We start from the raw sequence: 15,037 nt of genomic DNA, 5'->3' as shown, positions 1-15,037 counted from the left end.
TTACTAGAACATACTGATAAGATTGATTATAATTGTACTAGAAAAATATAGTGATAAAGGAAGGGATTTCTTGCATCCATCAACATATACTCGTTTTGTGAAACAGCTTGTCATAAATTATATACTTGGTTCATCCATAGCCGTGTTAGGGGTAGGCGGCATACTCATATTCTCTACATTAAACCTATCCCATTCAGAGATTAATATAATGATTAGTATCTTATTAACTTCTGCTTTTATTATGGTGCTTTGTGAATTGTTCGCTTTTCATAAACAACTGCAACCGATAAAATTTATCCTTACTAAAACCGATCAAACATATGCTGACTATCAGAAAGCTTTTTTACATATACAACGGTTTCCAATGTTAACAGTTAAAAGAATAATTGGCCCCCACCTGCTGGGACTCTCTGTTCCCGCCATTACCTTTGCGATCATTTGTATACAGACAGGCTTGCTTAATATGCCTTTTCGATATGTACTTCTTGCTTCACTTGGTGCGGTGCTAATAGCTGGAATGCATGCGTTTATTGAATACTTTCTTACAGTCAGAGCGATAAGGCCCGTTTTGGATTGTTTACAAGAAGCCACTCAGAACATCTATCATCTTGCATTATCTTTACATGGGGATATAATCGTTTCTTTACGTACGAAGTTTCTAGTAAGCGCATTATTTATCGGAATTTTCCCCGTTCTATTATTCAGTCTGGCAACAGAAGTTCGCTTTGAAACCCTTACCTTAGAAGTGGATTTCTGGAATTGGGGAATATTGATCCTCTTCATTGCTGCCGTATTTTCTTCATTTGGGGCATTTTTGTTATTTAAGGATATTTTACAACCTATTACTCAATTGTTAAAAGGGATGCAAGACGTAGAAAATAATCATCTAGCTTTTGCTAAGGAATTATATTCAGATGAATTCTCTCAAGTTATTCAAGGATTTAACTCCATGGTGCAGGGATTGGAGGAAAGAAATGAGACAAATAGGCTGTTGATGGAAAGCTTTTATCAAACCCTCTCTACCGCCCTTGATGCACGGGATCCATATACAGCAGGACATTCATTAAGGGTAAGCAGATACTCTGTACTCATTGGCCAAAAAGCTGGACTGCCCCCACAGCAACTTGAATTGCTAAAGAATGCCGCTCTCCTTCATGACATAGGTAAGATTGGAGTGAAGGATGAGATATTATTAAAAGACGGAAAGCTGTCAGATATGGAATTTGAAGAAATTAAAAGACATCCGTTGCTTGGCGCTACCATCTTAAGTCAAGTGCAACCTAAAGAGGCAATGGCTCCATTAATACCAGGTGTAAGAAACCATCATGAACGATTTGATGGATACGGGTATCCAGATAAATTAATTGGTCATAATATTCCTCTTTTCGGCAGAATCATCGCCGTAGCTGACGCATTTGATGCCATGACTTCGGATCGTCCATATCGTAAGGGAATGAAAATGGAGAAAGCCCTATCTATTTTGGAAAGTGGAAAAGGCACTCAATGGGATCCAGAGTTTGTTGATATCTTTATCAAACTTATGGAAAAAGACCAGAAACATGCTCTAACTTCAGCCTAGAATTGGAGGAAGTTGGAGCTCCCCTTCCATTTTTATTGAATGCGCAGTATAATAAGGAAAAGGAAAGGAGCCAATTATGCATAATAATAGTTACACAAACCAAAGGAAAAACGATTCCCCTATTGAATCTTCTATTGAAAACCTCTCTCGTGCCATCTTTACTGTAAATCGGCATGCAAAAACCGCGCCGGATCCAAAGTTTCTCTATACATTAAAAAGAAAAGCTTTAGAGAAACTTATCACCGAAGGCAAAGCTATAAAAAAAGGATTGCATTTTTCGAGAAACCCCAAAAACAGTCGTCAACAATCTGATGTTCTTGTATTGGCAGGGGAATATTACTTCCATCTTCCTCCTACAAAAGATGACTTTACAGATTTACCTCATCTTGGAGAATTAAACGATTATTATCGTAACCCAAAAGCTAATATGTCCTTATCAGTAGCGAAGAACTTACTTCAACGGTACACAAATTTCCATCCGACAGATGGGCAAAAACATCAACCCAAAAGACAGTATCAAAAGCCCGTATTCAAAAAACTCGGGGAAAGCTATCTCTGAGAAGGAAAAGACGAAAGCCCCATCTACAAGTAGCTGGGCTTTCGTCTTTTTAATCTGTCATTTATTAAACAGATGAATATCTAGTAATTCTACTAACTTTGTCAATTGTGGTTTACTAATTTGAGCATTCGCACCTACTTGGTCACCTTTATGCCTAAGATGATCTGTTATCAGAGAAGAGAATATGATAACGGGTATCTTTGAGAGAGAGTTATCTTCTTTTATTTTCTTTGTCAGATGATGACCATCCATTTGAGGCATCTCGATATCGGTAATTAACAGGTCTACATTTTGCTCTCCGGTTTTCACCACGGTCTCCATATACTCCCAAGCACTCTGGCCATTTTCAAAGAATTGAATATGTTCAAATCCTGCTTCGAACAAGTTCTCTTCTAGAAGTTTTCTTAGCATCGGAGAATCTTCAGCAATCATAATCCTTTTTTCACTGCGAGCAGGATTTTGATTTTTATGTAGATTTGACGCTCCTTTATCCAGGTTTGGATAAATCTCAAACATGATTTTCTCTACATCTAAGAGGAGAATCATCTGGGAGGGTTGTTTAATAATCCCTGTTATGTGGTCTTCAAAGCCATTTTGCAACGAAGCAGGTTTTTCCATTTCTGCCCATGTAAGGCGGTGGATTTGAGTTACATGATCTACCCTTAGAATTACTTTCATCCCATTAAATTCAGTCACGATAAATTTTTCTTCTATATAGTTGCTCTGTTCTACTATATTCAAAGCTTTTCTGAGGTTTATTATTGGGAGCACTTCTCCCCTTAATTCGATGATGCCTTCTACATTATTATGGGAATGAGGGATTTTGGTCACTGCAACGGGTTTGATAATTTCTCTTACTTTTAAAACATTTATGCCAAAGCTGGTGCTTCCTATATGAAATTCAAGAAATTCCACTTCGTTGGTACCAGAATCTAATAGTATTCCATTTCTTTTTTCCATTATTGATACGCCCTTCCGTTCTTGACTATATGTACTTTATTTTTTTATCGGATTAAATAAAGGAATGTTGATAGACTACACTCTTTTCTATAAAAAAACACCTTATCTGTATACAGATAAGGTGTTGACGTGGTTTAGGAAAAGCTTTTTTCTAATTCGTCTATTAAAGAGCCTACATAGGCGACAGCGGTCTTAATCGGTTCAGATGTTGTCATATCTACACCGCCCAATTGCATCAATTCCAGCGGTTTCAACGTGCCCCCTGCTTTTAATGCCGACAGCCAACGATCAACTGCAGGCTGACCTTCTTTTTGGATCTGTTTTGCTGCTGCTGTTGAAGCAGTAAGTCCGGCAGAATACGTATATGGATAAAGCCCCATATAATAATGTGGCTGGCGCATCCAGGTCAATCCTGCCCCTTCATCCATTTCGACTGCATCTCCCCAGAACTCAGAAAGCAATGCAGTCTTTTGATCACAAAGAACATTGGCAGTGATAGGAGTTCCCTTGTCTGCTAGATCGTAAACCCTGCGCTGAAGCTCCCCTTCTAGAATATGTGTAACGAAGTTATGATAATACGTCCCTAATGATTGTAAGATAACCCATCTGCGCATTCTCTCATCATTTGGTTTTGATAGGATATGCTGGCTTAACAGCATTTCATTCATCGTGGAAGGCGCTTCTACAAAATATCGGGATGGACGTGTGTTAGAAAGCTTCTGGTATCTGCCTGCTAAGCGGAAGTGCCCTGCATGCCCTAATTCATGGGTGAGCGTAAAGGCATTTCTCATAGAGTCACTCCATGTCATCAGGATATAAGGATGGACACCATAAGGACTGGAACAGAACGCACCTGAACCCTTCCCTACGTTATCAGCCAGGTCAACCCAACGATTATTAAGTCCCTCTTTCATTATTTCCATGTATTCCGGTCCCATCACTTTTAATGACTCTAGAATTAATTCAGACGCTTCCTCATAAGTAATCTCAGGATTAAAATCTGGATCTAGTGGTGCTTTTAAATCACAGAATTGCATGGTCTCTAAACCTAGTACCCGCTTTTTCAATTTCGCATATCTTTGCATATGCGGTGCCAACTCGCTTTGGATAATATCCAATTGATTATGATACATCTCTTTTGTCACCTGTTGATCGAAAAGCAGCATATCTGTGACGGATTCATAGTTTCGAAGACGCGCTTCTACGACCTGCTTTTTCACTTCAGTTGCATAAGTAGCCGCATATGTATGCTTGTATTGTTTTAGTGTATCAATATAAGTTTGGTACGCTTTTCTACGTAATTCTGTATTGGAAGACCCTTCATAATTAGGAAAAGAATTAAATGATAACGGGTGTTCCTGTCCGTCATCTGTAAAAAAAGATGGAAATCTCATATCCGATATTAAGCTTCTTTGATAGATGGTGTATGGTGCGTTATGCACTTCTCCAAAGGCAGAAAGTACTTCTTCCGCTTCTGGAGATAGTTTATGAGGCTTAGTTTCCATCACATCCATTAAGCTTTTTTTAAACTCTTCCAATTCTGGTTCTTCTGCTGTGAATGCATTCAATGTTTCTTCATTTAGTTGAAGGATTTCAGATTGGATAAATGATGTGCTGGCGCTAAAGTTCGAGATCATGCCTCCAACACGAGTCGAATTTGCTTGGTTTTCAGGATTTGTTCCATCTTCGGATTGTTTTAAGGATGCGAAAGTCATTACCCTCATCACTCTTTCTGTTAAGGCATCCTTGTCCTTTAAACACCCAAGTAATGATTTAGCATCCTTCCCAACTTTCCCTTTATAATAAGTGACAGTTGATAAGTCTTGTTGTACGGCTTGCAACTCCTGTTCCCAGGCTTCTGAGGAAACAAATAAATCTTTGAGATTCCAAGTTTGCTCCACTGGGACTTCCTCTCTTTTTAGTGCTTTATCCATAACCTTTGCCATTTTCTTCCCCTCCATTTATTTCGATAATCGAATCTTTTATATAACCATTATATAAGAAGACCAGCGTAATTTAAATGATATTTTTGAAAATTAAAATATTTAAGAGGGGATAAAAAAAACGTCCGGCCTTTTTATAATTTGCCGGTTATTCTCTGCTGTTGATTTCCGCAAATGGCTTCGCTTTCCTAGGGGCTGACGTTAGCCTCCTCGGCTTAGCCGAGGCCACTGAAAAAGTCATTGATTTTAGAATTTTTTTAGCTACCGCTGTTGATTTCCGCAAATGGCTTCGCTTTCCTAGGGGCGCTGCTGGAGCCTCCTCGGCTTCGCCTGTGGGGTCTCCACCTAGCGCTATTTCCCTCAGGACAAGGAAGGCTTCGGCAGCGATTCATCGCACGAAGAAAATGCGTAGCATTTTCGAGGAGTCTTCGCCTTTTGCTCCAATCACCAGCTAAGAATCAATAAAAACTTTACGGTTTCAGTAATTCCTTGGCCTCACTAAGCCTGCGGGGTCTCCACCTAGCGCTATTTCCCTCAGGACAAGGAAGGCTTCGGCAGCGATTCATCGCACGAAGAAAATGCGTAGCATTTTCGAGGAGTCTTCGCCTTTTGCTTCAATCAACAGCTAGGAATAAATAAAAACTTTATTTTATCTGTTTTTCAGTGGCCTCATGCAAGAGAAGCGCCTGGAACGGAAATCAACAGGATTTTATACTTTCTTATCTTTTTAAAAAAAGACACTCCCACCTACCGGGAGTGTCTTTCCGTCTTCCTTCATTTATTTCATTCTTCTTGCAAAGTCAACAAAACGGAATTTGTCCAAACGATGGCGCGATTCTGTGAATTGGAACGGGCTTGCATCATCAAGATGGACGATGCTTTTTACCACCACCACGTGAGTTAAGCCATTTAAATCTAACAACCTTCTGTCCTCTTCGGTCGCTTCCTCTACTGTTACCTCTTTATCGGCAAAGGCTATTTGCAATCCTTTTTCCGACTCCAAGTAATCATAGATAGAGTTCTTGCATATTTCTGTGTCTAGATAAGGGACTTGACTTTGGATGAAATAGTCCTTATCCAATATTATACTTTCATCATCCACCCTGCGAGAACGAACCACCTTCCATAGCTCCCTTTCTCCTAACTTAGCCAGTAAACCAGAAGAGCTATCCACGGTGTTTAGTTCGTGTACCACTGTTTCCCAAGGTCTACCCATTTTTTCTGCTAATTCCTTGAAACTTACTAAGCCTGAAATGGGAAAGTCAAATTTATCACGGGCAAGGACAATTGATCCTTTACCTCGGACTTTTTGAATATAGCCATTATGAGCAAGTTGATTCAATGCTTTTCTTACCGTTTCTCTTGATGTTGTGAAAAGCTCCATTAGCTCATGTTCAGACGGAAGTTTATCTCCTGACTTGAACTCCTGTTTTTCTATTTTCCAAACCAACTGCTGATAAATTACTTGATATTTATTATTTTTCATTTAATACCACCTACTGCTATTGTAGCATTACTTTTTCAGGTGATAAACGATGGATTCGTATGGACGTAGGGTCAATTCTTTATATTGGCTGCTAGAATCCTCATAGTTGCTTAATAGCACTTCTGATTTGTAGCCGTCCACATCAAAATCCTCTTCTAACACAAAAGAACTTTCCTTGCCATAATAATTACTAATTACAAGAAGTTTCTCATTTTCACTATTGCGGATATAGGCAAATATTTGCGGATGGTCTCCTGAAATCAATTGAAAATCCCCATGTGTGATAACATCATAGTTCTTGCGTAGTTCAATCAACTTCTTATAATGATAGAAAACAGAATCTTTATCATTCAACGCTGTCTTTGCATTTATTTCTTTGTAATTTTGTGCGATACCAATCCAAGGTGTACCATTTGTAAACCCGGCATTTTCTTCATTATTCCACTGAACCGGTGTTCTGGAATTATCGCGGGATTTATGGCGAAGAATCTCAAGAATTTCCTCCTCGCTCATTCCTGCTTCCTTTTTCAAATTGAAGATATTCAACGATTCCACATCACGGTAATCACTTATTTTCGTGAATCCGGGATTGGTCATTCCGAACTCTTCGCCCTGATAAATGTAAGGCGTTCCTCTCATCATATGCATGCTTGTAGCAAGCATTTTGGCTGACTTGTTGTGATATTTCCCATCATCTCCATATCGGGATACGACACGAGGTTGATCATGGTTACACCAGAACAAAGCATTCCAACCGCCGCCTTTTTCCATCTCAATCTGCCATGTAGACAAAATATCCTTCAACTGTTGAAAATTAAAATCAGCTACAGACCACTTTTCTCCATTAGGATAATCCACTTTTAAATGGTGAAAGTTAAATGTCATACTGAGCTCATTTCGTTCAGGCCGCGTGTATTTAATACAATGGTCGATTGTCGTGGAAGACATTTCCCCTACTGTCATACTGTCATATTTGGAAAATACTTTTTCGTACATTTCGTTCATATATTCGTGAACTCGTGGTCCGTCTGTGTAAAATTTACGGCCATCACCTGGAGGCACCGACCCGTCATCATTTGGGAAACTTTGGTCTTTGGAAATAAGGTTAATCACATCTAATCTAAAACCATCCACTCCCTTTTCAAACCAGAATGTCATCATATCGTAAACTTGTTTGCGAACTTCTTCATTCTCCCAATTCAAGTCTGCTTGCGTCACATCAAACAGGTGCAAATACCATTGACCAGTTTTGTCATCGTATTGCCAGGCGTTTCCACCAAACTTGGATTCCCAGTTGGTCGGTTCGCTCCCGTCTTGCTTGCCGTCCTTCCAAATATAAAAGTCGCGATATGGGTTGTTATCTTTTTGTTGCATAGATTTCTGGAACCACTCATGCTCTGTGGAAGTATGATTCACGACAATATCCATGATAACTTTGATTCCTCTATCATGAGATTCCGATAAAAGTTGATCGAAGTCTTCCATTGTCCCATATTCTTCATGAATGGAAAAATAGTCGCTGATATCGTAGCCATTGTCTCTCTGCGGTGATTTGTAAATAGGAGTCAACCAAATAACATCCACTCCCAATTCTTTTAAATAATCAAGCTTCTCAATAATTCCTTGGATGTCTCCAACACCGTTTCCAGTCGTATCATGGAAGCTTTTTGGATAGATTTGATAAACAACAGACCTCTTCCACCATGGTTCTAGTTCCCTTTTACTCATTTTCATGCACCTCTATTATTAATGTATTTTATCGATCAGTTTAATAAATAAATTCTTGCTTCATATGGCTGCATAGTAAATTCTGCAATATTACTTTGATCTTGTACCGTATAGTTGCTTAGTAAAAGTTGTTTTGTCATAAAATTAATACCTTTTGGCAGCTTGAATATCGGCTCCTTGTCATAAAAATTGCAAATCACAAGTAGCTTTTTGTCTTGATAGTTTCTAACATAAGAGAAAATTGCAGGATCGTCCTCCAGTATCAACTGATAATCTCCGTAAATAATCAGTTCATGCTGCTTTCTTAATCTAATCAGTCGTTTGTAATAGTTAAAGATAGAATCTTCTTTATTTCTTTCGGCTTCTACGTTGATAGATTTGTAATTAGGGTTAACGGCTAACCATGGATTGCCGGCAGTGAAGCCCGCATTCTCCTCATCATTCCAGTGCATTGGCGTTCTCGCATTGTCCCGACTTTTCTTAAAGATACTATCCATCACTTCCTGCTCACTCCACCCCTGTTGTTTCAGGTCAGAATAAGCTTGCAGTGTTTCAATATCCTTATAAGAATCTATTGAATCAAACCTACAATTTGTCATGCCGATTTCTTCACCTTGGTAGACAAATGGAGTACCTTTCATCATATGAAGAAGTGTTGCCAACATTTTAGCAGATTCTAGTCGGTATTTTTCGTCATTTCCTAATCTTGAAACGGACCGCGGTTGATCATGGTTATTAAAATAAAGACTATTCCAGCCACTTTCTGCTAGAGAATACTGCCACCTAGATAAACTCTGTTTAAGCTCAATTAAATCCAGTTCATGCAAGTCCCATTTCCCATTAGGACCATTATCCAAACCCATATGTTCAAATTGAAAAACCATGTTCAGTTCATTTCTTTCATCCCCTGTATAATCCCTAGCCTGATCGGGCGTTACTCCCGGCATCTCTTCGACAGTCATGACATCATAGTGAGATAAAACTTTTTCATTCATTTCTTTTAAATAATCATGAATCTTTGGGCCGTTACGGTAGAACTTGCTCCCTGAAGCATATTTTTTTCCTGGCTTAACTTCTCCATCAGGCATCCTATCTACCTTAGAAATAAAGTTGATGACATCCATCCTAAAACCGTCGATTCCTTTATCGAGCCACCATTTCATTATAGAATGCACTTCTTCTCGAAGCTTTTCGTTCTCCCAATTGAGGTCTGGTTGTTTTTTGGAAAATAAGTGCAAGTAATAATCTTTTGTTTCATTGTTGTATTCCCATGCAGATCCACCAAAATTAGATCCCCAGTTGTTCGGTTCGCTGCCATCTACTTTTGGGTCACGCCAAATATAATAATCACGATAAGGATTCTCTCTAGATGTTTTTGCCTGCAAAAACCACTCGTGCTCATCAGAAGTATGATTGACCACAAGATCCATGATCAATTTCATATCTCTAATATGTACCTCTTGTAGCAGCTCATCCCAATCATCCATTGTTCCGAATTCATCCATTATCTTCATGTAGTTACTTATATCATAACCGTTATCATCATTAGGAGATTCATAAACTGGAGAAAGCCATATGGTATCGATACCAAGTTCCTTTAGGTAGTTTTCATGATTATTCCTTGAATATCCCCAATTCCATCACCATTCGAATCCATAAAATTTCGAGGATAAATTTGATACACGACACTTTCTTTCCACCAAGAATGGTTCATCTATCAAGCTCTCCCTTCATAATTGAAAAAATTGTAAAAAGGGGTCAGACCCCTTTTTACAATCTTTACGCTTCTTTCCTCATTTTCATTTTTGCAACTAAAAAAGTAATGACAAATGGTACAACTAGTACAATCCCCATACCAAGGAAGAAGATCGGCCAGAATTCCGCCATAATGGAGAAGAATGCTGGTATTCCACCTACCCCGATCGAAGGAGCCTTGACACCTGCGATGGTAATGATGATTCCCGCTATGGCAGATCCAAACATTGCCGCAAAGAACGGGTAGCGGAAGCGTAAATTAACACCAAACATTGCCGGTTCAGTAATCCCCAACCAAGCAGAAATGGAAGATGTTAATGCCAAACCTTTCAACTTCTCATCTTTCGTCGCAAGCATCATCGCAAAGGCAGCTGAACCTTGTGCGATGTTAGACAGGGCAACCATTGGCCATAAGAATGTGCCGCCAATTGTTGCAATCAGCTGGAAATCTACTGCGAGGAATGTGTGATGCATCCCTGTAATAACTAAAGGTGCATATAACCCACCGTAAATAAGTCCACCTAACGCTGGAACAGCATCAAAGATTCCGACAAATCCGTTCGTCAGGAAGTTACCGATTGCAAATGTAATAGGTCCGATTGCGACAAATGTTACAAATCCAGTCAATAATAAAGTGATTGGTGGGACGATAAGCATATGAAAAGCGTCACTTACACGTTTGGATAAAAATTGTTCCACTTTTGCCAGAACAAATGCTGCAACAAGAACAGGTAACACTTGTCCCTGATACCCGACCTTCTCAATCTCTAATCCAAAAAATTTCCACGTTTCAACCGCTCCATCTTCCTGTGCTTCTGCATATCCCCACGCATTTAGTAAATCAGGATGCACAAGCATAAGTCCAAGCACAATACCTAAGAGCTCGCTTCCGCCAAATCGTTTTGCTGCCGACCAACCTATCAGACCCGGCAAAAAGACAAATGCTGTATTGGCAATCAGGTTTATGATGCTTGCAATATCCGCCCATTCGGTATGAACATCAATGACAGATTGATCATCATAGAAAATACCTGGTCCTGTTAATAAATTATTTATCCCCATTAGTAGCCCTGCTGTAACGATTGCAGGCAGTATTGGAATAAAGATATCAGCCAATGTTTTTATTGCACGCTGCAGGGGATTTAAATTAGATTCCGCTGCCTTCTTCACTTCATCCTTTGAAGCTTCTCCAACACCAGTAATGTCTACAAATTCTTTATAGACCTTATTGACCGTTCCCTGTCCGATCACAACTTGAAACTGACCATTTGTGGAGAAAGAACCTTTCACGACATCTATACTTTCTAATGCCTCTTGATCTACCTTACTTTCATCATGCAAAGCCAAACGGAGACGAGTCACACAGTGTGTGGCTGCACTTACGTTTTCCTTTCCCCCTAAGGCTTGGACAATTTCTTCACTCTGTTTTCTTATGTCCATTTCTATTTCCTCCCGTATGCCTTCTATTGTGATTTTAAAACTTCATCTAATTTTTCATTTTAATTTTTAGCAATTCTGTTTGTCCTTTCACTGCATCTCCAATCGATATTTTTTCAAGGCTCTCTACTTTCTCTCCATTTGTGATAACAACAGGAGTAATGATATCTGCAGCTTTTTCTTTGATAAGGTCGATATTAAAAGTAATGAGCTTGTCGCCCGCTTTCACTTTATCGCCTTCCTTTACATGTCCTTCAAAACCTTCCCCATTCATGGACACCGTTTCCAGTCCTACATGTATTAATATTTCTGCGCCTGTTAGGGAACGAATGCCAATTGCATGTCCAGTATGGAAGAACTGTACGATTTCTCCGTCAACAGGAGCAACTACCTCGCCTTCCGTTGGAACAATTGCCAAACCATCTCCCATCATTTTTTGAGAAAACGTGGGATCTTGAACGTCGCTTAGATCCGTCACCTTTCCACTCAAAGGAGCAAGGACGGTTTCCTCTGTTTGAGTTTGTGTGGTCTCTTTCATTCCGAAAAGTTTTTTAAACATGATTATCCCTCCAAAACAATTATTTTTTTATGGGGTTAACTTTTTTCATCCAGCGAAAAAACGCTTACATTCACTGCTCAACTTGTATATACATGCCAATGTAAAATAGTCTAACTTGTATATACATGTTCGTCAACTAAAAAGTACTCTGTTTCTTTTTTATTAGATAGAAAAGTGTCCTAGTGGCTATTGCTAAAGAAATAAAGGAGAAAAAAGATTTTGTATGTGACCATTCTTTTAATTCCAACATGTCAAGCATGATAAACAGTGGCTCAAAAATAAAAGAAAAAACTGCTGCACAAAGCACACTTCCGAAAACAAATGTTTTCCAAGTTGACGCATACTGATAAAGAAGCATATACATAACCGGAATAACAGCTGTATCGGCTGAGAGCAACGTTTGTATGTCTGTGTTTATTTTAATAGGGTAGCTCCACTTGCCATATTCCGTCCCCAATATATCAAGCCACGTTGCCATTGTAGCCCAACAGAGACCATAAGCGACGTTTTCGAATAGCCTTTTTTTATCTACTATCCACCACCATATTACCCATGGGAGAAATATGGATGAAAACAACAGCCACCAGCGGGGATCGGCAATTGAATTTAATACTATCCAATTGTATAGGTAGTTATAATTGGCAATCTCCATTATGTACATTCCCTCTCTTTATTACCTTAAACACCATAAAAAACAGTCATAAGTTGTTTTATCTTCCCCTACTGCCCTTAATTTACTCAGTGAATTAATCTACAAACAAAAACATTCATGTATAAAACGGAGCTGTTACTTTCCCCGAATAGCTGCACTTTCCACGGGGCACCCCCGCAACCAAAAAGGCCACTGAAAAACTGATAACGTAAACTTTTTTTGATTTCTAGCTGTTGATTGGAGCAAAAGGCGAAGACTCCTGAGGGAGATAGCGGTAGCTTGAGACCCCGCAGCGAAGCGAGGAGGCTCAAGCACCGCCCCTAGGAAAGCGAAGCCATTTGCGGAAATCAACAGCGGTGGTTATAAAAATACTAAAATCAAGACTTTTCAAGGGACTTCCAACCAAGTAAGAAGACTCACTTTCTGCCTGCAGGCAAGCAAAGCGCCTGTAACGGAAATCGACGGATTTTATCACTTCATCTTCAAACAAAAAACACTGCAGATTATGCAGTGTTTAGAGTGAGATTGTTGTCGTTATTGGTAGAAAGGAGAATATTTTAAAGGTAATTTCAACTTTTTCTGCTGCCTCTACGCTTCCTTTACTTTTTTGGTCAGTAATATAGATGCTATAGATTTCTTCTTTTTTGGAGGTGTCACTTGGTATCGTAACCTCCTTCAATTCTTCAAACTCCTCTGTTTGGGTAGACATGAACGACTGATCCACGTTGGAATCACTTCCAGAATACACTCCATTTAGTTTGATGCTATAAGCAGTAATGGGTAGCTCGTTTTCTTTGCTGTCCATCATGGAGGCACGGTACACTTTAATTGGCATAACATAAGGGTTTTGCAGGCTTAATGAAATCCCATTCTGGTTTGTTTCCTTTACAGCTGAAGCGACAACTTTTTCTTTTGTAGAGTGGATATAGAACATAAATAAGAACAGGCTTATCATTAATGTTAGTGTAAGACGTACCGGTTTTTTTAGTTTTTTCATTTTAAGGCTCCTCGCATTGTGTTCTTTAAAGATAATTTCTTTCCTACTTACATAACACAATTCGAAGCTAATTAAACCTATCCGTCCTTCCCTCCTGCTTCATATTCATCCACTAAATCTCCTTGATCATCATAAAGCTGGGCTTTATCTCCATTGTTATTCCATAAATGATCGCTCAGCCAATGGATATACTTTTTGAAATGTTGTTTATGCGCGCCAGAAGCAATGTAAATAGTTTCACCTGGTTGTAGTGTATAATGTTCAGGGAAATCATACGTTTGATACCCTTTTTTGCTTACTAATTTCCAATAAGACATATCAACTGTTTCAGAACTTTTATTTTCTAACGTGACCATTTCTTCTTTTACATCCAAATTAGTGATGACCACTGATTTTTTAGATTCTTGCTTTTGCTGATTGGCATAAAGCCATGGACGACTATTGACAAATAATAATTTTCCATCTGTTGAAAATACAATACTTCCGGATTCTGCAGTATTGTATATATCCGCTCCACTTTCAATTAATCTGTTTAAGACCGGCAAATGAGGGTGGTGAAAATCATTATCTCTTCCAGCAGATATTACGGCTATTCTAGGTTGAACATCCTTTAAAAAAGATGCCGTTGATGAACTATTAGAACCATGATGTGCGACTTTTAAAATGGTCGATTCCAAGTTGTATTTCCTGCTCATTCGTTTTTCTTCTTGTTCCTCCGTATCACCCATCAACAGGAATTTCATCTCCCCATAACTTATATGTAGGACGATGGATGCATTGTTGGTTTCTTTTTCTTCCGAACCACTGTTTAACACCTTGATTTTCAACTCAGGATCAATGTCCAACTTCATTTTTTCCTTCGCATATTGAACAGGGACAATATTGTTCCAAACATATTGTTTGTATTGAATAAAAGTTAATGTTGTGTGGGCCTTACCGCTGTCTAGTATTTTCTTGACAGGTAACTTTTCTAATAAAGACGGAATTCCTCCAATATGATCAAAATCGGGATGAGTGATGACTAATAAATCAATGGACTTCACGTTTACTTTCTTCAAATAAGCAAGCAGCTTTGTGGATGAATCCTTTGGGCCGGTATCTACCAGTACGTTAGATCCATTAGGGGTTTGCAATAGGATCGCGTCCCCTTGTCCTACATCAATAAAATGAACAAGAAATGGAAGTGATAGGATGTTAGTATTCTTAGGCTTTTCTATTTCATATAAAAATGTAGGTGAGTCTGTTTGATTGATTGACAGTGGAGTCAGGGTACTTGACTGGGATGTATCCAGAGGCTGAAGAATAATGGAGAGAAGCAGCAGTATGATAATTTTTTTCATGTACAACCTACTCTCCCCCTTCTGTAGTGATTCTATATTTAC

The 15,037-nt window shown here is 39.0% G+C and carries 11 protein-coding genes and 1 pseudogene; 2 read left to right on the top strand and 10 right to left on the bottom strand.

All coding sequences use genetic code 11. From position 1 onward, the window contains the following. Positions 1–70 precede the first annotated feature (70 nt). Positions 71–1,579: an HD domain-containing phosphohydrolase gene (locus AAV98_RS13290; RefSeq protein ID WP_060666056.1), complete on the top strand. Its 1,509-nt coding sequence runs from the start codon at positions 71–73 to the stop codon at positions 1,577–1,579. A 76-nt stretch (positions 1,580–1,655) separates the two neighbouring features. Continuing rightward, positions 1,656–2,138 (top strand): YkyB family protein, encoded by a 483-nt coding sequence (locus AAV98_RS13285; RefSeq protein ID WP_060666055.1) that lies wholly within the window; start codon positions 1,656–1,658, stop codon positions 2,136–2,138. 57 nt (positions 2,139–2,195) lie between these two features. Here the strand turns inward: AAV98_RS13285 and AAV98_RS13280 are convergent, their stop codons facing one another. The 10 genes and pseudogenes from AAV98_RS13280 to AAV98_RS13235 form a co-directional block, all read right to left on the bottom strand. After that, positions 2,196–3,098 carry a chemotaxis protein gene (locus tag AAV98_RS13280; RefSeq protein WP_060666054.1) on the bottom strand — a complete coding sequence of 301 codons (903 nt, stop codon included), beginning with the start codon at positions 3,096–3,098 and terminating at the stop codon, positions 2,196–2,198. Between the two features lie 134 nt (positions 3,099–3,232). Further along, a complete protein-coding gene (gene pepF, locus AAV98_RS13275; RefSeq protein ID WP_060666053.1) occupies positions 3,233–5,044 on the bottom strand; it encodes an oligoendopeptidase F in 1,812 nt (603 codons plus the stop codon). A 775-nt stretch (positions 5,045–5,819) separates the two neighbouring features. Next, positions 5,820–6,527 (bottom strand): trehalose operon repressor, encoded by a 708-nt coding sequence (gene treR, locus AAV98_RS13270; RefSeq protein WP_060666052.1) that lies wholly within the window; start codon positions 6,525–6,527, stop codon positions 5,820–5,822. A gap of 27 nt (positions 6,528–6,554) precedes the next feature. Next, on the bottom strand, positions 6,555–8,255 hold the full coding sequence (treC, locus tag AAV98_RS13265; protein ID WP_060666051.1) for an alpha,alpha-phosphotrehalase: 1,701 nt from the start codon (positions 8,253–8,255) through the stop codon (positions 6,555–6,557). Between the two features lie 35 nt (positions 8,256–8,290). Continuing rightward, positions 8,291–9,969: pseudogene (locus tag AAV98_RS13260) on the bottom strand (glycoside hydrolase family 13 protein). A gap of 65 nt (positions 9,970–10,034) precedes the next feature. After that, positions 10,035–11,450 (bottom strand): PTS system trehalose-specific EIIBC component, encoded by a 1,416-nt coding sequence (treP, locus tag AAV98_RS13255; RefSeq protein WP_060666050.1) that lies wholly within the window; start codon positions 11,448–11,450, stop codon positions 10,035–10,037. Between the two features lie 46 nt (positions 11,451–11,496). Next, positions 11,497–12,006 carry a PTS sugar transporter subunit IIA gene (locus AAV98_RS13250; RefSeq protein WP_060666049.1) on the bottom strand — a complete coding sequence of 170 codons (510 nt, stop codon included), beginning with the start codon at positions 12,004–12,006 and terminating at the stop codon, positions 11,497–11,499. A 136-nt stretch (positions 12,007–12,142) separates the two neighbouring features. After that, entirely contained in the window at positions 12,143–12,658 is a 516-nt protein-coding gene (locus AAV98_RS13245) for a CBO0543 family protein (protein WP_060666048.1), read from the bottom strand. 514 nt (positions 12,659–13,172) lie between these two features. Continuing rightward, on the bottom strand, positions 13,173–13,655 hold the full coding sequence (locus tag AAV98_RS13240) for a hypothetical protein (protein WP_060666047.1): 483 nt from the start codon (positions 13,653–13,655) through the stop codon (positions 13,173–13,175). Positions 13,656–13,732: 77 nt separating this feature from the next. Further along, on the bottom strand, positions 13,733–14,995 hold the full coding sequence (locus AAV98_RS13235) for an MBL fold metallo-hydrolase (RefSeq protein ID WP_231687745.1): 1,263 nt from the start codon (positions 14,993–14,995) through the stop codon (positions 13,733–13,735). Positions 14,996–15,037: the final 42 nt, after the last annotated feature.

This window comes from Bacillus sp. CHD6a, from assembly GCF_001293645.1.
Taxonomy (GTDB): Bacteria; Bacillota; Bacilli; order Bacillales; family Bacillaceae_I; genus Sutcliffiella_A.
The sequence above is the reverse complement of the archived record's forward strand: the minus strand, read 5'-3'. Positions and strand labels throughout refer to the sequence as shown.